General features: G+C 66.8%; 14 protein-coding genes. 5 read left to right on the top strand and 9 right to left on the bottom strand.

All coding sequences use genetic code 11. The annotated features are described in order from the left end of the window. The first annotated feature begins 41 nt into the window (after nt 1–41). The 5 genes from AWJ14_RS19505 to AWJ14_RS19485 are packed head-to-tail and all read left to right on the top strand — an operon-like array spanning nt 42 to nt 5,191. Nucleotides 42–710, top strand: a complete 669-nt coding sequence (locus AWJ14_RS19505; protein ID WP_066183344.1) for a phosphoribosylanthranilate isomerase — start codon at nt 42–44, stop codon at nt 708–710. Nucleotides 711–722: 12 nt separating this feature from the next. Further along, nucleotides 723–1,943, top strand: coding sequence for a tryptophan synthase subunit beta (gene trpB / locus AWJ14_RS19500; protein ID WP_066183341.1), 1,221 nt, complete (start codon nt 723–725; stop codon nt 1,941–1,943). A 2-nt stretch (nt 1,944–1,945) separates the two neighbouring features. Further along, on the top strand, nt 1,946–2,785 hold the full coding sequence (gene trpA / locus AWJ14_RS19495; protein ID WP_066183338.1) for a tryptophan synthase subunit alpha: 840 nt from the start codon (nt 1,946–1,948) through the stop codon (nt 2,783–2,785). Between the two features lie 38 nt (nt 2,786–2,823). After that, a complete protein-coding gene (gene accD, locus AWJ14_RS19490; protein WP_066183335.1) occupies nt 2,824–3,765 on the top strand; it encodes an acetyl-CoA carboxylase, carboxyltransferase subunit beta in 942 nt (313 codons plus the stop codon). 55 nt (nt 3,766–3,820) lie between these two features. After that, complete coding sequence (locus AWJ14_RS19485) at nt 3,821–5,191, top strand: bifunctional folylpolyglutamate synthase/dihydrofolate synthase (RefSeq protein ID WP_425349661.1); 1,371 nt, start codon at nt 3,821–3,823, stop codon at nt 5,189–5,191. A 78-nt stretch (nt 5,192–5,269) separates the two neighbouring features. Here AWJ14_RS19485 and trxA read toward each other — a convergent pair whose 3' ends face one another. The 9 genes from trxA to AWJ14_RS19440 all read right to left on the bottom strand — a co-directional run bounded on the left by trxA (nt 5,270) and on the right by AWJ14_RS19440 (nt 19,712). Beyond that, nucleotides 5,270–5,590: a thioredoxin gene (gene trxA, locus AWJ14_RS19480; protein WP_066183334.1), complete on the bottom strand. Its 321-nt coding sequence runs from the start codon at nt 5,588–5,590 to the stop codon at nt 5,270–5,272. Between the two features lie 115 nt (nt 5,591–5,705). Then, nucleotides 5,706–9,287 carry a double-strand break repair helicase AddA gene (gene addA, locus AWJ14_RS19475; RefSeq protein ID WP_245304382.1) on the bottom strand — a complete coding sequence of 1,194 codons (3,582 nt, stop codon included), beginning with the start codon at nt 9,285–9,287 and terminating at the stop codon, nt 5,706–5,708. Then, complete coding sequence (gene addB / locus AWJ14_RS19470; RefSeq protein ID WP_066183603.1) at nt 9,280–12,504, bottom strand: double-strand break repair protein AddB; 3,225 nt, start codon at nt 12,502–12,504, stop codon at nt 9,280–9,282. Before addB ends, addA begins: the two co-directional genes overlap by 8 nt. Then, a complete protein-coding gene (locus AWJ14_RS19465) occupies nt 12,501–13,256 on the bottom strand; it encodes a nucleotidyltransferase family protein (RefSeq protein ID WP_066183328.1) in 756 nt (251 codons plus the stop codon). The genes addB and AWJ14_RS19465 overlap by 4 nt, the downstream gene beginning before the upstream one ends. A gap of 18 nt (nt 13,257–13,274) precedes the next feature. Continuing rightward, nucleotides 13,275–14,783, bottom strand: coding sequence for a tRNA (adenosine(37)-N6)-threonylcarbamoyltransferase complex ATPase subunit type 1 TsaE (gene tsaE / locus AWJ14_RS19460; protein ID WP_245304380.1), 1,509 nt, complete (start codon nt 14,781–14,783; stop codon nt 13,275–13,277). 6 nt (nt 14,784–14,789) lie between these two features. Next, nucleotides 14,790–17,321, bottom strand: coding sequence for an ATP-binding protein (locus AWJ14_RS19455; protein WP_083220379.1), 2,532 nt, complete (start codon nt 17,319–17,321; stop codon nt 14,790–14,792). A 192-nt stretch (nt 17,322–17,513) separates the two neighbouring features. Then, nucleotides 17,514–18,911: an adenosylhomocysteinase gene (gene ahcY / locus AWJ14_RS19450; RefSeq protein WP_066183321.1), complete on the bottom strand. Its 1,398-nt coding sequence runs from the start codon at nt 18,909–18,911 to the stop codon at nt 17,514–17,516. 115 nt (nt 18,912–19,026) lie between these two features. Beyond that, entirely contained in the window at nt 19,027–19,311 is a 285-nt protein-coding gene (locus tag AWJ14_RS19445; RefSeq protein ID WP_066183319.1) for an HPr family phosphocarrier protein, read from the bottom strand. Then, nucleotides 19,311–19,712: a PTS sugar transporter subunit IIA gene (locus AWJ14_RS19440; RefSeq protein WP_066183315.1), complete on the bottom strand. Its 402-nt coding sequence runs from the start codon at nt 19,710–19,712 to the stop codon at nt 19,311–19,313. The genes AWJ14_RS19445 and AWJ14_RS19440 overlap by 1 nt, the downstream gene beginning before the upstream one ends. Nucleotides 19,713–19,739 lie beyond the last annotated feature (27 nt).

Genomic DNA, 19,739 nt, shown 5'->3' with positions numbered 1-19,739 from the left:
ATATCTCGACTCCCACCCGGTTTTGTGCGAGGTCAGCCGCCATGACAACGCTCATCAAGATATGCGGCCTGAGCACCCCGGAGGCGGTGGATCGCGCGGCCGATCTCCGAGCCGGCATGGCCGGTTTCATCTTCTTTGCGAAGAGCCCACGGCATGTGGCGGTTGAAACCGCATCCATACTCGGCGTACGGGCGCAAGCGCGCGGGCTCGAGACCGTGGCGGTGAGCGTCGACATGGACGATGCCGGACTGGATGAGATCGTGTCCCACGTGAAACCCGGCTGGCTGCAGTTGCATGGCGCCGAGAGCCCGGAGCGGGTGGCTCACGTCAAGGCCCGGTTCGGGCTTAAGGTGATGAAGGCCTTCGCCATTCGCGAAGCCGCCGATCTCGACCGGATCGCGCCTTACGTCGGCATCGCCGACCGGTTTCTGTTTGACGCCAAGCCGCCAAAGGGATCAGACTTGCCCGGCGGCAACGGCGTGAGCTTCGACTGGCGGCTGCTCGCGCGCCTTGACGCGGGCCTCGATTACATGCTTTCCGGTGGCCTGACCAAGGACAATGTCGGCGAGGCGCTCGAGATCACCCGCGCACCCGGCATCGATGTCTCGTCGGGCGTGGAAAGCGCGCCGGGCATCAAGGATCTTGCCATGATGGACGGTTTCGTGCGCGCGGTCCGCGACGCGGAAGCATCCGCCAAAGGGACGGTTTGAGGAGTAACTGACGTGAACCAGACGACACCGCCGAATTCATTCCGCACCGGTCCCGACGAACAAGGCATGTTCGGCATTTTCGGTGGCCGTTTCGTTGCCGAAACGCTGATGCCGCTGATCCTCGAACTGGAGGAGGAATGGACCAGGGCCAAGGCCGATCCGGAATTCCGCGCCGAGCTCGAGCATCTCAACGCGCATTACACCGGCCGACCCTCGCCGATGTATTTCGCCGAGCGGCTGACCGAGCACCTGGGCGGCGCCAAGATCTATTTCAAGCGCGATGAGTTGAACCACACCGGTTCGCACAAGATCAACAATTGCGTGGGCCAGATCCTGCTCGCCAAGCGCATGGGCAAGACCCGCATCATCGCCGAAACCGGCGCGGGCCAGCATGGCGTGGCTTCGGCCACCGTGGCCGCCCGTTTCGGCTATCCGTGCGAAGTCTACATGGGCGCGACCGATGTCGAACGGCAGGCGCCGAACGTGTTCCGCATGAAGCTGCTCGGCGCCAAGGTGCACCCGGTGACCTCCGGCCACGGCACGCTGAAAGACGCGATGAACGAGGCGCTCAGGGACTGGGTGACCAATGTCGAAGACACCTATTACCTGATCGGCACCGCGGCGGGCCCGCATCCCTATCCGGAAATGGTGCGCGACTTCCAGTCGGTGATCGGCCGCGAAGCGCGCGAGCAGATGCTCGCCATGGAAGGCCGGCTGCCGGACATGCTGATTGCCGCCGTCGGCGGCGGCTCCAATGCCATCGGCCTGTTCCATCCCTTCCTCGACGACAAGGACGTGCAGATCGTCGGCGTCGAGGCTGGCGGCAAGGGGCTCGACGGCGAGGAGCACTGCGCGTCGCTGACCGCCGGTGCGCCGGGCGTGCTGCACGGCAACCGCACCTATCTGCTGCAGGACACCGACGGCCAGATCAAGGAAGGCCATTCGATCTCGGCCGGGCTCGACTATCCGGGCATCGGGCCGGAGCACTCCTGGCTCAAGGACTCGAACCGGGTCGAATATGTGCCGATCATGGACACCGAAGCGCTCGAGGCCTTCCAGCTGCTGACCCGCCTCGAAGGCATCATTCCCGCGCTGGAGCCGAGCCATGCGCTCGCCGAGGTGATCAAGCGCGCGCCGAAGATGGGCAAGGACCAGATCATCGTGATGAACCTGTGCGGCCGCGGCGACAAGGACATCTTCACCGTCGGCAAGATCCTCGGAGTGGAGCTCTGACCATGACCACACGCATCGATACCCGCTTCGATAAGCTGAAGGCCGAGGGCCGGCCGGCGCTGGTGACCTATTTCATGGGCGGCGACCCGGACTACGATACCTCGCTCAGGATCATGAAGGCGCTGCCCGGTGCGGGCTCCGACGTGATCGAGCTCGGCATGCCGTTTTCCGATCCGATGGCCGACGGCCCGGCGATCCAGATGGCAGGCCAGCGCGCGCTCAAGGGCGGGCAGACGCTCGTCAAGACGCTCGATCTCGCGCGCGATTTCCGCAAGACCGACCCCGAAACACCGATCGTGCTGATGGGCTATTACAACCCGATCTATGTCTATGGCGTGGACCGGTTCCTGACCGACGCGCGCGAAGCCGGCATCGACGGGCTGATCGTGGTCGACCTGCCGCCGGAAATGGACGAGGAACTGTGCCTGCCGGCGATCAAGGCCGGGATCAACTTCATCCGGCTGGCAACCCCCACCACCGATGACAAGCGACTGCCGCGGGTTCTGTCAAACACATCGGGCTTTGTCTATTATGTGTCGATGACCGGGATTACCGGTTCGGCGATTGCCGACACCTCGAAAGTCAACGCCGCCGTCGAGCGCATCAAGGGCCATACCGGCCTGCCGGTCTGCGTCGGCTTCGGCGTCAAGACCGCCGAGCAGGCGCGCGCCATCGGCCAGGCCGCGGACGGCGTCGTGGTCGGCACGGCCATCGTCAACCAGATCGCCAACACGCTCGACGCCAAGGGCGCGGCAACGACCGACACCGTCGAGAGCGTCGCCACCATGGTGCGCGGGCTCGCAACCGGGGTGCGCGCGGCAAGGCTTGCGCCGGCCGAGTAGCGCCCCCACATTAGACGGACCAAACCGGAGACAGCACCTTGAACTGGATTACCAACTACGTCAGGCCCAAGATCAATTCGATGCTCGGCCGCCGCGAGGTTCCGGAAAATCTCTGGATCAAGTGCCCCGAGACCGGGGAAATGGTGTTCCACAACGATCTGGAAGAAAACCATTTCGTGATCCCGGCTTCCGGCTACCACATGAAGATGTCGGCCGAGGCGCGCCTCAAGCACATCTTCGACGAGGGCAAATACGACCTGCTGCCGTCGCCGAAAGTGCCGCAGGATCCGCTCAAGTTCCGCGATTCCAAGAAATATGTCGACCGGCTGCGCGACAGCCGCACCAAGACCGGGCTCGAAGATGCCGTCGTGGCTGCCCACGGCACGGTCAAGGGCGTCAAGATCGTCGCCTGCGTGCATGATTTCGCCTTCATGGCCGGATCGCTCGGCATCGCCGCGGGCGAGGCCATCATCCAGGCCTTCGAGGCCGCCATCGAGCGGAAATGCCCGCTGGTGATGTTCCCGGCCTCCGGCGGCGCGCGCATGCAGGAAGGCATCCTGTCGCTGATGCAGCTGCCGCGCACGACCGTGGTCGTCGAGATGCTGAAAGAAGCGGGTCTGCCCTATATCGTGGTGCTGACCAACCCGACCACCGGCGGCGTGTCGGCCTCCTATGCGATGCTGGGCGACGTGCACCTGGCCGAGCCCGGTGCGGAAATCTGCTTTGCCGGCAAACGGGTGATCGAACAGACCATCCGTGAGAAGCTTCCCGAAGGCTTCCAGACCTCGGAATACCTGCTCGACCATGGCATGATCGACATGGTGGTTCACCGCCACGACCTGCCCGACACGCTTGCGCGACTGCTCCGCATCCTGCTCAAGATGGATGCGGCCGAAGCCGCACCGGTTTCGGAGCCCGAACCCGCAGCCCCCGCACCGGTCAACGAAGCGGAAGCCGAACCCGCCGGAGCCGGACAGTAATCATTCGCCGGGACAGCCGGAGAGCCAGTCGGGCTGTGCATTGAAAAAACAGCGCATGGCCAAGCCATGGATGCCGAGGGTCTCGGCGGAAGGAGCGGTGGTGTCGGCTGCGGAACAGGAAATCAACGCGCTGCTGGCGCTGCATCCGAAGGGGTTCGACCTCTCTCTCGGCCGGATCACCCGCCTGCTCGAACGGCTGGGCAATCCGCATGAGCAGTTGCCGCCGGTGATCCATGTCGCCGGCACCAACGGCAAGGGTTCGACCAGCACGTTCTGCCGCGCCATTCTCGAAGCCCACGGGCTCACGGTCCACGTTCATACCTCGCCGCATCTGGTCAACTGGCACGAGCGCTTCCGGCTCGGCGCCGAAGGCGGCGGGCGCCTGGTCGAGGATGCAGTCCTGGCCGACGCGGTGCGCCGGGTGGCTGCGGCCAACCAGGGCGAGACGATCACCGTCTTCGAAATCCTGACCGCGGTGATGTTCGTGCTGTTTTCGGAGCACCCCGCCGATGCGGCGCTGATCGAAGTGGGCCTGGGCGGCCGGTTCGACGCGACCAATGTCATCCCCCATCCGGCCGCCGCGGTGATCATGTCGATCTCGCTCGACCACCAGGCCTATCTGGGCGACCGTGTGGAGCTGATCGCGGCGGAAAAGGCCGGCATCATCAAGCGCGGCGTGCCCGTGGTGATCGGCGAGCAGTCGGAAGAGATTGCCCGCGACGTGCTGATCGAAACCGCCGAGCGGCTTGCCTGCCCGCTCGATGTCTACGGCCAGAATTTCATCGCCTTCGAGGAAAACGGCCGCATGGTCTACCAGGACGAGGACGAGCTGATCGACCTGCCGCAGCCAAGGCTCGCGGGCCGGCACCAGCAGGCCAATGCGGCCGCGGCCATCCGCGCGCTCAAGGCGGCCGGCTTCAAGCTTGAGGAGCAGGCCATCGGCCGCGGCCTCACATCCGCCTCCTGGCCCGGGCGGCTGGAGCGGCTGACCTATGGCCGGCTTGTCGAGAACCTGCCGGAGGGCGTCGAGATCTGGATCGACGGCGGCCACAATCCCGGTGCCGGGCGGGTGATCGCCGAGGCCATGGCCACGCTCAACGACCGCGAATCGCGACCGCTGTTTCTCGTCTCCGGCATGATCAACACCAAGGATCCGATCGGCTATTTCGAGGCCTTTGCCGGCATGGCCCGGCAGGTCTTCACCGTTCCGGTGCCCGATTGCGAGGCGGGGCTCGACCCCCGATACCTGGCCGATGCCGCAGGCCAGGCAGGGCTGCGCGCCGGCCCGGCGCCGGATGTGGAGACCGCGCTCGCGGCCATCTGCCGCTCCCGGGACGGATCGACCTTGCCGCCGCGCATCCTGATCGGCGGGTCGCTCTATCTCCTGGGCCACGTGCTCCGCATCAACGGCACGCCGCCGGTCTGACCGCTCTCCCCGTTCGCCATCAAAAAACCCGCCCGGAGCGTCCGGACGGGTTCAGGATGTGCGGGATACCGATCCGGCTCAGGCGGCGCCGGCAATCCAGCTCGACAGCGCGGTCTTGGGCGAGGCGCCCACCTTGATGTCGGCGACCGAGCCGCCCTTGAACATCGCAAGCGTCGGGATCGAGCGGACGCCGAACTGCGAGGCAAGTTCGGGGTTTTCGTCGATATTGAGCTTGGCGACCTTCACCTTGCCGGCCATCTCGTTGGAGATTTCCTCGAGGCTGGGGGCGATCATCTTGCACGGGCCGCACCATTCCGCCCAGAAGTCGACGACGACCGGGACGGTGGATTCGAGCACTTCGCTCTGGAAATTGGCGCTGTCTACTTTCACGGTCGCCATGTTCGGGCACTCCTTTGATGGATATTCGGGTTGGGGCTAATGTGAGGCTTCATTCCATCCTGTTCAAGGGGGTTTAGATCCGGATCACCGAGCCGTGATGGCGCCTCACCGTTTTCTAATCCTCCGCCGAGACCTGTTTGTCGAGCGTCTCCAACGCCCTGTCGAGCGTCTCGGGGGAAATCTCGACCAGCACCGGGCCCGAGACATAGATCAGCGCGGCTTCGATCCGCCGGCCGGGATAGAGCGGCCCGAGCAGTGCCCGGTAGATCGCAAGCTGGGCGACATGACCGGCCGGAGGCCCCTCGCCCGGCGCCGGCGCGAGCCCGGTCTTGTAATCGACGATCAGCACGCGGTCGTCCTCCACGGCGATGCGGTCGATCCGGCCGGAGACGGCGCGCTCCTCGCCGCCAATCCGCAGAGTGCCCATCACCGAAACCTCGGCCTGGCCGGAGGCCGCGAAGATCGGCGCGAATCGCGCATCGTCCAGCACCGCAAGCACCTGGTCCCGGATTTTCGCCGCGACATCGGCCTGATCCGCGCGCCAGGCGCGGGAGAGATAGCGGTCGAGCAGCGCCGGCCGGTCAGCGGCGGGCGCCGCCGGCAGGGCCTGCAGCAGGCGGTGGATCAGGGTTCCGCGTTCGAGTGCCGCGGTCGAAGAAGACGGCGCGCTGTCGGAAAAGGGTGACCGCGAGGCCACTCCGCCCTGCTCCTCGAGCACCGCGCTCACGCCCGAGGGGGCCAGCGGCCGCGGCAACCGCGTGGGCCGGGGCAGCGGGTCAGACGGCACATCGATCCCCGCGATTTCAGACGCTGCGCCGCTTTCCTGCCGGGCCGGATCTCCGGCTTCGGCCGGTGTGCGGCCCTTACGGCTGAGCCGGCGCGCCTCGAACACCTCGCCGCCGGCCTCATGCACCACGTCTTCGACCGCATAGGCCTCGTCGCTGCTCGCGGTCTCGATCCCGGCCAGCGCCAGCGTGTGCCAGGTCGGCGTTTTCACCTCGCGCAGGCCGCGATAGCCACAGACCACAAGCCGATCGGCGGCGCGGGTGAGGCCGACATAGAGCAGCCGGCGGTATTCTTCCTCGGCCTGGTTGCGCATCGCCTCGCGCACCGGCGCGGTGGCGCCGTTCTCGCTCCCCTTGTCGGGCAGCCACACCGGCACCGACAGCGGCGCGTCCTGGTCCGGCGCCGGCGGCAGCAGCCACAATCGCGGCTGGTGGGTGTGCTGAAACGCCTCTCCACCCGAATCGACCAGGAACACGATCGGCGCCTCCAGACCCTTGGCCGCATGCACGGTCATGATTCTGACGGCGCCCGACTCGCCTTCCATCTCGCGCTTGATCTCGGGCGCTTCGGTTTCGAGCATGGCGAGGAAGGATTGCAGCCCGGGCAGGCCCGCCTGCTCGTGATCGAGCGCAAGCCCCAGGAATTCGTCGAGCACGTCGCCGACCTCGTGGCCCAGCCTTGCCAGATAGGCGCGTCGGCCGCCGTCGGGGCCGAGCACGGAGGCGAAGAAATCATGCGGCGGCAGCTCTGCGGCACGTTTCGCCCAGCGTTCGAGCCTGCGGCGCGCCGTGGCGAAAGCGCCTTCGCTCGCGGCCAGCTTGCCCAGTGCACGCCACACCGACATGCCCTCGGGCCGGGTCGCGGCGAGCCGGAACAACTGATCCTCGTCAAGACCCAAGAGCGGGCTCTTGACCAGCGCCGCCAGTGACAGGTCGTCCTCCTCAAGCACGGCGAAGCGGCCGAGCGCCATCAGGTCCTGGACTGCGATGTGATCGGTCAGGCGCAAGCGGTCGGCTCCCGCCACCGGGATGTCGGTGGTTGCCTTCAAGGTGCGCAGAAGCGTCGGCACGAAGCCGTCGCGCTTGCGCACCAGCACCAGGATGTCGCCGGGTGCCACCGGACGCATCAACCCCGATTTCTGGTCCATGATCGTCTCATGGCCGACCCACTGGCCAAGCAGGCCGGCGATGCGGCGCGCAAGCCGCGCGGCAGGTGCGGATTCGGGCACGTCGTCGAAGGGAGCCGTCCAGTCCTCGTCGCCCTCGGTCTTCTCCTTGGCGATCATCGGCCAGATCTCGACCAGGCCCGGGGCCTTAAGCCGCGCGGTCTCGTGCACCACCGGCTCGTCATCCGCGCCCATGCCGCGGCGCGCATCGTCATCGGCAAACACCGAATCGACCAGATGCAGCACTTCCATCGACGAGCGGAACGACACGCGCAGCGACACCTGCCGGAAATCGGCCTCGGCTGCGTCCGCGCGCCGGGCGATGCGCCGGCGTTCCTCGGCAAAGCGCTCCGGCCGGGCGCCTTGGAACGAGTAGATCGACTGTTTCTCGTCGCCCACGGCGAAGACGGTGCGGTTTGCCGGCCGAGATCCTTCGCCGGCAAAGAATTCGTCCGACAGCGCACCGATCACATTCCATTGCAGCGGCGCCGTGTCCTGCGCCTCGTCGACGAGAATATGGTCAATGCCCTGGTCGAGCTTGTAGTGTACCCAGGCGCTGGCGCCGCTCCTGGACAGGAGCGCCTCGGTGGCGGCAATCAGGTCGTCATAGTCGAGCAGGGCCTGGCGGGTCTTGAGCGCCTCGAACACGCCGAGATAGCGCCGCGCCAGCCGGAAGGCGACAAGCGAAGCGGTCAGCGCCCGAAGCCGCGCAAGCCGATCGACAGCGTCGCTCACCTGATCCTGCGCTGCGGCGATCCGCTCGGCGAGATCGGGAAAGCGCTCGGCCACGGTCTTGGTCATGGCACTGCCGAGCTTCGCCGGATCGCCGGATTTGGTGAAGAACACCTGCCGGAGGAGATCGAAGCGCCGGCCCGGATCGGCTTCGGACCCACATTGCAGCAATCCGTAAGCGAGGTTGTGCGCCTTGGCGGCGGATTTGGCCGATTCGGCGAAATCGTGCAGCACCCGCACATAATCGACCGGCATCGCGGCCAAAGGCCAGGCGCGGGCCAAGGCGGAGGCCTCGTCTTCGTCGACCTCAAGGCCAAGGGCCTTGCGGAACAGCGGTTCGGCACCGCCCGCGCCGCGGGCGCGGGCCTCGAAGGCGAGATAGTCGCGGCGGCGCGCATAGAGCCCGGACAGGAGCTTGTCGAAGCCGGCTTCGCCGCCGAGTTCGAGCGCGGACGTGACGGCCGCGGCAAGCTCCGGATCTTCGGCAAAGCCCCTGGCCGACATCAGCTGCCGGCGGGCTTCCGCCAGCAGTTCGGCGGCCTTCTGGTCGTCGAGCACGGCGAAATGACCGGGAATGTTCGCCTCCAGCGGAAACCGGTGCAGCACCGCCTCGCAGAAGGCGTGGATGGTCTGGATCTTGAGGCCGCCGGGGGTTTCGAGCGCGGTCGCGAACAGCCTGCGGGCAAGCGTGAGATGCTGCGGCTCGACCGGCCCGCCGCCCTCGAGCTCGGAGATCCTTTCGGCCAGTGCCTCGTCGTCGAGCCGGACCCAGTCGCCGAGCGTGCGGAACACCCGGTTCGACATCTCGGCAGAGGCCGCCTTGGTGTAGGTCAGGCACAGGATCGCCGAGGGGCGGGCGCCGCGCAGCAAGAGCCGGATCACCCGGCGCGAGAGCACATGGGTCTTGCCCGAGCCGGCATTGGCCGACACCCAGGCCGACAGCGTCGGCGTCGCCGCGAGGTTCTGCCGTGCCGTGGTATCGGAAATTGTACTGATGCCGCCCGGCTCAGTCATCGCCGTCGCCTCCCTCGGCATCGACCGCGGTCTGCCATTCGGCCACGCGCGCCAGATGATCGTAATCGCCGCCGACCGAGCGCGCGCTTTCGGGAATCGCGCGCGAGAGGAATCCGCGCTTGCCGGAGCGCAGCAGGGCCACCAGCCGCCCCAGTTCCTCGACGGATTTGTCGGCGAGCGTCGCCGCATCGAGCGGCTCGTCCTTCCCCTTCTTTACCGGATCGTCTTCGACCCGGTCGGCGATCTCCGCTTTGCCGGTCAGACGCAGGTAGATGAGGCCCGAAACCGGCAGCTTGCCGAGATCGGCAAAGCCGCCCTGCATCAGCGCATGGGCTTCGAGCGCCAGCTGCGGGTCGAGCAGAACCCGCGCTTCCTTGCGCGAGGGTCCGCTGCCGGTCTTGTAATCGATGATCCAGGCGGAGCCGTCGGCGCGCAGGTCGATGCGGTCGGCCATGCCGGTGAGCCGGACGCCGGCGAGCGGCAAGTCGAGCGCGGCGCGTGCCTCGACCAGCGAACGCGTCAGCGTTGGGGCATGGGTCTCTTCCCACGCGATCAGGGCCTCGGCCGCCTTGGCGAAGCGGAGCCGCCAGGTGAGCGCCAGCGCATCGGGCAGCTCAGCTGCGGCAAAGTGGCGATCCATGATCCCGTGAAGCACCTCCAGCGTTCGCGGGCCTTGTTGCGCCTGCGAAACGAAATCCTCCAGGATCGCATGGTAGAGCGTGCCGCGCTCGCGCGGGCCGGGCTCGGCGAGGAAGGGATCGAGCGGATCGAGCCTGAGCACCCGTTTCGCATAGATTGCGTAAGGATCGCGGCGCAGCGTCTTGACCTCCGAGAAGGAGTAGCTGTCCGGCTGCAGTTCGGCCGGCGGGCGCGGTTCGGGCCGGGCCGCCGCCGGCGTGGACGGCCCCTGGTCGAGACCCCGCGCATGGGCGAGCAGCGCCGCGCCGCGCACCCGCATCGCGGCTGCGGGCTCCTTGCCTGCGACCGCCAGCAGCCGTTGCAGCCAGCGCGAAGCGACCGTCGGCGCCTTGCCGGAGCGGAAGGCGCGAGAGAGCACCACTTCAGGCGCGCCCATCGCCATTTCGAAATCATGGGCGGCCTGGCCGATGCGCCGTTCGGGCGGTTCGAGCCCGATCGCCGCCTTCATCGAGCGCGACAGGAACGGGTCTTCCTGGCCGGCCTGCGGCCAGACGCCTTCGTTGAGCCCGCCCATCACCAACGTGTCGACATGCTGCAGCCGCGCTTCGAGCGCGCCCCAGATGAAGGCGCGCGGATGGCCGCCGCCGCGCGGTTTCACCATCCGGCCCGAAACCAGCGCTTCGAACGCGCCGATCCATTCGCGGCCCCCGAGCGACAAGGTCGAATCACTGTCGCGGGTTTCGAGCAGCAGCCCGGCAAGGTCGGAGCCGGCTTCGTCGCCCCAGAGCGCATCAAGCGCGCCGGTGTCATCGGCGCAGATCCGTTCCAGCGCCCTGGCGGTGACATCGGCGAGCGTCCCGATCGGAAGGGGGGCGGGGGTATCCTCGCCGGGAGCGGCTGAAAACGCCGAGGTGAGCGGCGAGAGCGCGTCGGCCGCACGCCCGGCAAAATCGAGCGCCAGGTCGAGGTCCTTCTCGCCGATGCGCGCAAGCCAGCGCGGCGCGTGGCGCTCGAGCCTTGAGGACTGGCGCTGCGTTACCAGGCTCACCAGATCGGCGATGGCCGCCGAGCCGCTGCCACCGCGCAAGCCGATGCGCTCGACCAGACCGGCGCCGGTCCGGGCACGCTCCCGCGACAGCCCGAAACGAGAGAGCGGATGCTTGATCAGCGCCGCGATCGCCATGGCGTCGCCGGGCGCGAAGGCCACCTCGACCGCCAGCCGCGCGAGGCTGCCCTGCGGGCTCGAGGTGAGCGGAATGCCGCCCGAATCATTGGCTTCGATGCCGTAACGCGCGAGTTCGATCACCACCCGGCGGGCGAGGTTGCGGTCGGGCGTCACCAGCGCCGCGGTCGGTTCGGCAAGGTCTTCACGCGGCTCCAGCGCCCGGCGCATTGCCGCAGCCAGCGCGGCCGCCTCCTCGCGCTCGTTGGCGGCCTCGATCAGGCTCACATGGTCGAGACCGCGGCTGATCGCGGCGACATCGGGCAGGAACCCGGGCTCGCCCCAGGCCTCGGTGGTGGCCGCCGGCAACAACGCCGCCGAGACCACGGCCCGGCGGTCGCCCAGGGCGGGCGCGACATCGCCAAGTGCGGGGATGTCGGCAACCTGATCCGCCCCAAGCCCGCAGGATTGAAGCAGCCGCAACAGCCCGTATTGGGGATGGCTGCGGATCGCCACGTCCGGAGATGGCGAACCGGAAGCCGGGATCGAACCCGGTTGCGGCGCAGGGCCGCCGGCGGCGAGCGCCAGCGCGCGCCAATGCGAGGGCCGCATCACCTGGTCGAGCCCGGGCAGCACCACCGCGCCCTGGTCGAGCCGCGCCACGGTCCCAATCAGCCTTGCGGTCGAAGGTCGCGTGCCCGTCGAGCCCGCGACGATCACCGGACGGCCGGCGGGCGCGGCCGCAAGGCTGCGGGTGAAGACATCGATCATGCGGTTGTGGTGATACGCGGGGCTGGAGCGGCCGATCTCGGCCAGCAGCGCCGGCCAGAATTCACGCGCGATCCTGAGGAATTCGCCGGTCAGCTGCCACCATTGCTGCAGGTCTTCCGAAACCACCGTGTCGAGGCCGGCGAAATCGCGTTCCTCGATCTCGATTGCCTGGATCAGGTCGAACAGCGCGCGGCCGAGCCAGATCGCGTCAGCCGGGTTGGCCGGCGCCACCAGCGGCATGCCGCCCAGATGATCGCGCACGGCCTGCGGCAGCGCCTGCTTCCAGGCGAGCACCAGATCGGCAAGCCGCAAGGTGGCGGCCAGCTGCGGGATCGGCGGATCGAGGGAGAGCGTTTCCGGGTCCTCCGCCTCGAAGAAACCGGTGTCGTCGTCGGTCTCGCCAAGCGGCCGGATTGCCGGCAGCAGCGCCGAGCCCTTGCCGATCAGGTCGGTGAGTTCCGAGCGCAGCGCGCGCGCGGCGCGCCGGGTCGGCACGAACACCGTGGCGCTCGCCAGCGACAGCGGATCGTCAGCACGATAGGAGAGCCCCGGCACCAGACCGCCCGACAGGATCGCATCGGCCAGCGTGCGCAGGAAGGCCGCGCCCGGCGGAATGGTGACGATCCGGGGCGCGGCGCGCGTCACGGCGCGGCTTCGCTTTCGCCGCCGGCGTGCTCGCCGCGATAGGCGGCAATCGCCGCTTCCGCCTCGCCGATTGCCTCGGGCGTGCCGACGGTGAGCCAGTGGCCGCGCATCGCGTATCCGAACAGGCGGCCCGCGGCGGCGGCGGCATCGAAACAGCGGTTCAGCGAGAATTTGGGCTCCGAGATTCCGGCAAAGATGCGCGGATGCAGGACGAGCGCGCCGGCATAGATCACGCCATCACCCGTGCCCCGATAGCGGGTGAGCCGGCCTTCGCTGTCCGGAGTGAAATCGCCGCCGCCGGTGTGACCGGTGGCCTGGTCGAGGCGCGCGGTCATCAGCAGCATATCCATCGATTCGGGATCGAAACGATCCACCATCTCCGCAAGATTATCGCGCCCGGAGGCATGATCCTCGATCCAGAACGTATCGGCATTGAGCAGGATCAGCGGACCGGAACCGAGCAGCGGCAGCGCCTTGACCACGCCGCCGCCGGAATCGAGCAGGGCTTCGGTTTCGTCCGAGATCAGGATTTCGGCGCCCGCGCGACGCGCGAGCCAGTCGATCAGCAGCGGCGCCAGATGATGGACATTGACCACCACGCGGCCGATGCCCGCCCGGTCGAGCGCTTCGAGGCTGTAGGCGATCAGCGGCTTGCCCGCGACCTCGACCAGCGGCTTGGGCAGGGTCTCGGTGATCGGGCGCATGCGGGTGCCAAGCCCCGCGGCAAGGATCATGGCGGATTGAACGGTCATCGGCGCGGCGGTTCCGGATTATGATTCGGGTTCGCCGATACCAGCCTGTGTGAACCAGAAGCGCAAGGGTTGCAGCACCGGATGGGCGAGCGAGGCGGCGATATAGGCCTCGATTCGCGGCAGATGCCGCATATAGCCGGGTTTTCCGTCGCGCTTGTTGAGGCGCACGAAGATGCCGAGGATCTTCGCCGCCCGCTGCGCCGCCATAATGGCATAGGCCTCGCGGAAGCTGTCGGCATCGAAGCCGGGATCGGCGGCGCGGCGCGCGGCGATGTAGCGCGCGAGCAGCTGGTCGGCGAGCGCTTCGGGCACGGTCACGCGCGCGTCCTGGCACAGCGAGGCCACGTCATAGGCCGAGGGGCCGATCATCGCATCCTGGAAATCGATGATGCCGAGCCGGTCGAGGCCTTCGCGGTCCCCGCGCCAGATCAGGTTGGGCGAGTGATAGTCGCGCAGCACCAGCGCCTGTTCCGCGCCCTGAAGCCGCGCGAACAGATCCTGCCAGATCGTGAAATAGGCCGCGCGCTCCGCGTCGGGCACGGCTGCGCCGCGTCGGTGGGGCAGGTACCAGTCGGTCAGAAGCTCGACCTCGATCTGCATGGCGCACGGATCGTAAGCCGGCACACGATGCCGGGATTCGCCCACGGCTAGCACCGGCGGAAGCGACTTTCCATGCAGGTCGGCGAGACAATCGATCGCCAGGCCATAGCGCTCGGGAACGGGGTGGCCGTCCGCATCGACAACCCCTTCGGATCCGAGGTTTTCGATCAGCAGGAACCCCTGGGCGGCATCGGCGGCGAAGATCTCGGGCGCGGAAAGGCCCTGCGCCCTGAGCCAGTGATCGATCGCAATGAAGGGCACCACGTCCTCGGCCAGATGCGCGATCTGCGAATAGGGCAAGCCGTCGCGGATCGGCGGGCCGTCGGGCTGGCGCGGCGAATTCATCAGGATCACCGGCTCACGCCCCTCGGACCGGATGGTCTCGTAGCTGCGCGCGGAGGCATCGCCCTGCAGGTGCCGGCGGGCGGCGCTGCCATAGCCGGCGTCAGCGAGAAATTGGCGCGCGGCGCGCGAGCGCGCGAGCCGGGCCGCGAAACCCGAGGGCGCCGTCACGGTCACAGCCCGGCTGTCGCCAAGGCCTTCGAAGCCGAAGGTAATCCGGTCCTCCGGCAAGGCCTCGAGCGCCCGTTCCGGCCATTCGATCAGCGCAGCCCCTTCCGAGAGCGCGTCGTCGAGACCGAGTTCGTCGACTTCTTCGGGCGATCCGATGCGGTAGAGATCGAGATGGGCAATCGGCAACCTGAACCTGTAGCTCTGCACCAGGGTGAAGGTCGGGCTCGGCACTTCCAGTTCAGGATCGTCGGCCACCGCGCGAATCAGGGCACGCGCGAAGGTCGATTTGCCGGCACCCAGGTCACCCGACAGGCAAAGGCAGTCGCCCGGCTTCAGCGCGAGCGCGACGTCTTCGGCAAAGAGCCGGGTTTCATCCAGACCGGTGAGTTCGACGCGCAAGGGGGCCTGACCCACGGGCCGTTACTCCGCCGCGTCGCGGGCAAGCGGGCGGGATTGCGGGAACCGGCAGACGACGGTCGCGCCGCCGCTGTCGCCGCCTTCGATGGCGACGGTGCCATTGTGCAATCCGACAAAACTCTGGACGATCGACAGGCCGAGCCCCGCGCCGCGGCGGCGGCCGGACTGGCCGTTGGTCTCGAAGCGGGCGAACACGTCCTTGCGGGCGTTTTCGGGGATTCCGGGCCCCTGGTCGGAGACGGAGAAGACGATCGCCTCGTCGTCCTGGGTGCAGGCGAGCCGCACCACCGAGCCATCCGGCGCAAAATTGGCGGCGTTCATCAGGAGCTTGAACAGGATCTGCTTGAGGCGCTGCGGATCGCCGGTCATGTGGCCAGGCGCCTGCGCCGTGTCGATTTCGAGCGTGAGGCCGCTTTCCTTGAGCCGGTCGGAAATCTGCGCGCCGGCCTCCGCGAACAGCGCCGGGATATCCACCTCTTCCGGTTCGAGCCGCATGATGCCGGCATCCACGGTGGCAAGGTCGAGAATATCGTTGACGATGGTCAGGAGCACCGAGGACGAGGTCGAGATATGGTCGAGATATTCCGACTGGCGTTCGTTGAGCGCACCGAAATCGGGGGTCCGGAGCAGTTCGGTGAAGCCGATGATGTTGGTGAGCGGCGAGCGCAGCTCGTAGGAGACGTGCTGGACGAACTCGTTCTTGAGCGCGTCGGCCTTGCGCAGCGCCTCGTTCTTCTCGGTGAGCATGCGCTCGGCGCCGACGCTGTCGGTGACATTGACGAAGGCGATCATGGTCTGCCCGTTCGGCAGCGGCACGATCGCGTAGTCGAGGATCAGGCCGGTGGTGAGTTCGATGCGGCCCTCGCGGGTGCGGCGTTCGTCCTCGAAGCCGGTGATGGCGGCGGCAAACAGTTTCCAGCCGTCAGGCTCGCGGTGCGAGGGTTCGCAGGCTTCGGCAATCGAGCGGATATGGGTGCCGGGCTTGACCTGCTGATCGTTCAAGCCCCAGAGCGCCCGGAAGGACGGGTTCGACAGCCTGATCTTGCCGTCGGGACCGAACACCGCCACGCCTTCGGCGAGATTGTCGATGGTTTCGCCCTGAACCTGCAGCAGCGTGTTGTAGCGGGTCTCGAGATCGACCTTCTCGGTCAGGTTCTCGAACACCCAGGTCACCCCGCCCTGGGGATGGGCATTGGCAAACACATTGAGCGTCTGGCCGTCGGGCAGGTGCCACAGATGCGGCGTGGTCTCCACCGCCCGGTAGACCGAGAGCATCTGTTCCTTCCATTCCCGCCAGTTGTGCGGCTCGGGGAGTTTGCCCTCGGCGCGCAGCCGCTCGAGAAATTCGGCATTGTCGGGCCTGCGGGCGAGGAACGGCGTGTCGAGTTCCCACAGGCGCTGGAACGCCTGGTTGTGGAATTGCAGCCGCTGGTCGCGATCGAAGATCGCCACCGGGGTCGCCAGATGGTCGAGCGTTTCGGCGTGGCTCTGGATCGTGCGCCTGAGTTCCTCGCGCAGATCCTCTTCGAGAGACACGTCGAGCGCGATCCCTGCGGTGCCGGCCTGGGTCTTGACGTCGGCGACCTCGAGAAAACGGCGATGGCCGTGAATGACGGTCGAGACCTTGTCGAGAAACGGCCGCTCCGGTGTCACCGTGGCGCGCACGCGTTCGCGCGCGGCGGTGCCGAGCAGCTCCAGGCCGCGGTTCAGCACGCTTTCGCGATCCTCGCCCTCGACGGCGCGGGCATAGGCATTGTTGACCCACAGCAGGCGCCCGTCGGGGCTGCGCAGCCAGACGGGCATGTCGATGACGTCGAACAGCGACTGGAAGGTATCGAGCGTGCTGAGCAGGCGCTCGCGCTCGGTCTGGAGTTCGGCAAGTTCCGCGCGGACATTCGATAGCGTCAGGAAGCGGACGAAGGCGCGGCCGCCGGAAACCCGGCCCTGCGCCTCGATCACGTGGCCGCGCGTGGTTTCGACAATCAGGTCGAAGCTTTCGGCCTGGGCCCGGAGTCGGTCGATGGCGTCGTCGATGCTGGCGGCGGACCGGGGCTCCAGCCAGCGGCCGAAGGCCAGGAAATCGCTCAGCTTGTCCGGTGCGCCGGTCTCTGGCGCGAGGTTTCCGAGCATTTCCGCCGGCAGGCCGACGCCATCCCAGACCACGATCCGCCGGTCGCGATCGACGATCAGCGCCTGGTGCCGCGACAGCTTGGCATTGACGTCGGCGAGCGCGGTGCGCAGGCCGGCATTTTCGAGGTCGATCTTGGCGCGCTCGCGGATCAGCCAGATGGCCGAGATCATCGCGGCCGAGATGGCGCCGATGACCATGGCGAAATTGATCACTTCCAGGGAGGAGACCGACAGCCCGCCCACGACCGTGGTTTGGGCCAGCGCGGCGCCGGCGGAGCCGAAAATTCCGCCGACCAGAGCGGTTGCGGTGAGAATCCTGCGGCGGAAGAGGGCGAGGGTCGATGTCACGGAGCGTCCGATACCGACCGTCCGGTCCGGACCGTGTGAATCTGTGTTCACCGGCATGTCCTCGTCCCCTTGCCGTCCTATTGACCAGACATCCCGACCCGCCGTCGCGCCGCCACAACGCAAAACGAATCAACGCTCAAAACATAGCTGCTTCACGAATCACGGTGAAGGGGAAAGATGCGCAAAAAGAAGCCGCACCCGAAATGTCAAGGATGCGGCTTCAATATGTTGTGGGTACTGAACGGAAAATCAGTACCTGTAGTGTTCCGGCTTGTAGGGGCCTTCGACGGTGACGCCGATATAGTCTGCCTGGTTCTGCTGCAGCGACGTCAGCTTGGCGCCGATCTTGTCGAGGTGCAGCCGTGCGACCTTTTCGTCGAGATGCTTGGGCAGGATATAGACCTGATTCTGGTACTGCTCGCCGCGGGTCCACAGCTCGATCTGGGCCAGGACCTGGTTGGTGAAGGAGGCCGACATCACGAAGCTCGGGTGGCCGGTGGCGTTGCCGAGATTGAGCAGGCGACCCTGGCTCAGAAGGATCATGCGATTGCCCGAGGGCATCTCGATCATGTCCACCTGATCCTTGATGTTGGTCCACTTGTGGTTCCGGAGGGCTGCGACCTGGATCTCGTTGTCGAAGTGGCCGATATTGCCGACGATCGCCATGTCCTTCATCTCGCGCATGTGCTCGAGCCGGATCACGTCACGGTTGCCGGTGGTGGTGATGAAGATGTCGGCGGTCTTGACCACATCCTCGAGCAGCACCACCTCGAAGCCGTCCATCGCCGCCTGCAGCGCGCAGATCGGGTCAATTTCGGTGACCTTGACGCGGGCGCCGGCGCCGCGCAGCGACGCTGCCGAGCCCTTGCCGACATCGCCGTAGCCGCAGACCACGGCGACCTTGCCGGCCATCATCGTGTCGGTGGCGCGGCGGATGCCGTCGACCAGGCTTTCCTTGCAGCCATACTTGTTGTCGAATTTCGACTTGGTGACTGAATCATTGACGTTGAAGGCCGGGAAGGGCAGCAGGCCCTTCTTCTGAAGGTCGTAGAGCCGGTGCACGCCGGTGGTGGTTTCTTCCGACACGCCCTTGATCGCTTCGCGGGTCTTGGTGAACCAGCCCGGGCTCTGCTTCATGCGCTTCTTGATCTGGGCGAAGATGACTTCCTCTTCCTCGGAGGTCGGCGTCTCGATCAGGCCGGTCTCACCGGCCTCGACGCGCGCGCCCAGAAGGACATAGAGCGTGGCGTCGCCGCCATCGTCGAGGATCATGTTGGCGCCTTCGGGGAACATGAAGGAGCGGTCGAGATAATCCCAGTGCTCGGTGAGCGACTGGCCCTTGACCGCGAACACCGGCACGCCGCTCTTGGCGATCGCGGCGGCGGCATGGTCCTGGGTGGAGAAGATGTTGCAGGATGCCCAGCGCACATCGGCGCCCAGCGCCGTCAGCGTCTCGATCAGCACCGCAGTCTGGATGGTCATGTGCAGCGAGCCGACGATGCGCGCGCCCTTGAGCGGCTTGGCCGCACCGAATTCCTCCCGCAGCGCCATCAGACCCGGCATCTCGGTTTCGGCGATGTCGAGTTCCTTGCGGCCGAAATCGGCCAGGTCGATATTGGCGACGACGTAGTCTTGCGTGTCAGTCATATGATTTTCCCGAACGTTTTGAGATCCAGACAGGACAGGCTGGATTGCATGGCCGCTGCCATAGCAGAAATCGCCGAAACTGGCAACACGATATAAAGATGTCTTTATGTGCTGTTCAGGCGTCTTCGCCGAACCGGTCCGCGATCAAGGCGCCGAGCGCATCGAGCACCTCGTCGGCCTGGCGGCCTTCGGCTTCCACATGGATCGAGCAGCCGGGGCTGGCGGCCAGCATCATCAGGCCCATGATCGAGGTTCCGCCGACGGTGGAGCCTTCGCGGGTGACGCGGACGATGGCGTCGTAACCTTCCACGGTCTGGACGAAGCGGGCGGAGGCACGGGCATGCAGGCCACGCTTGTTGACGATCATGAAGGATCGCGACCTGGCCACTGGCGTGTCCATCACTTGCCCGTCAGCAGGCGGCTTGCCACGTTGATGTATTTGCGGCCCGCATCCTGGGCGTCGGCCAGCGCCTTCTGCATGTCGTTGGAGCCGCGCACGCCGGCGAGCTTGATCAGCATCGGCAGGTTGATGCCGGCAATCACCTCGATGCGGCCGGCATCCATCACCGAGATCGACAGGTTGGACGGCGTGCCGCCGAACATGTCGGTCAGGATGATCACGCCATGGCCGGAATCGACGCGCGACACCGCGCCGACGATATCCAGCCGCCGTTGGTCCATGTCATCCTCGGGCCCGATACAGACTGTTTCGATTGCGGTTTGCGGTCCGACCACATGCTCCAGCGCATGTTGGAACTCCTCCGCGAGCTTGCCATGGGTGACAAGCACCAATCCGATCATAGTGCCTCCAGCAGCATTTCGACCGGC

The sequence above is a fragment of the Parahoeflea olei genome (genome assembly GCF_001703635.1).
Lineage (GTDB): Bacteria > Pseudomonadota > Alphaproteobacteria > Rhizobiales > Rhizobiaceae > Hoeflea > Hoeflea olei.
This window is presented reverse-complemented; position numbering and strand designations above follow the sequence as displayed.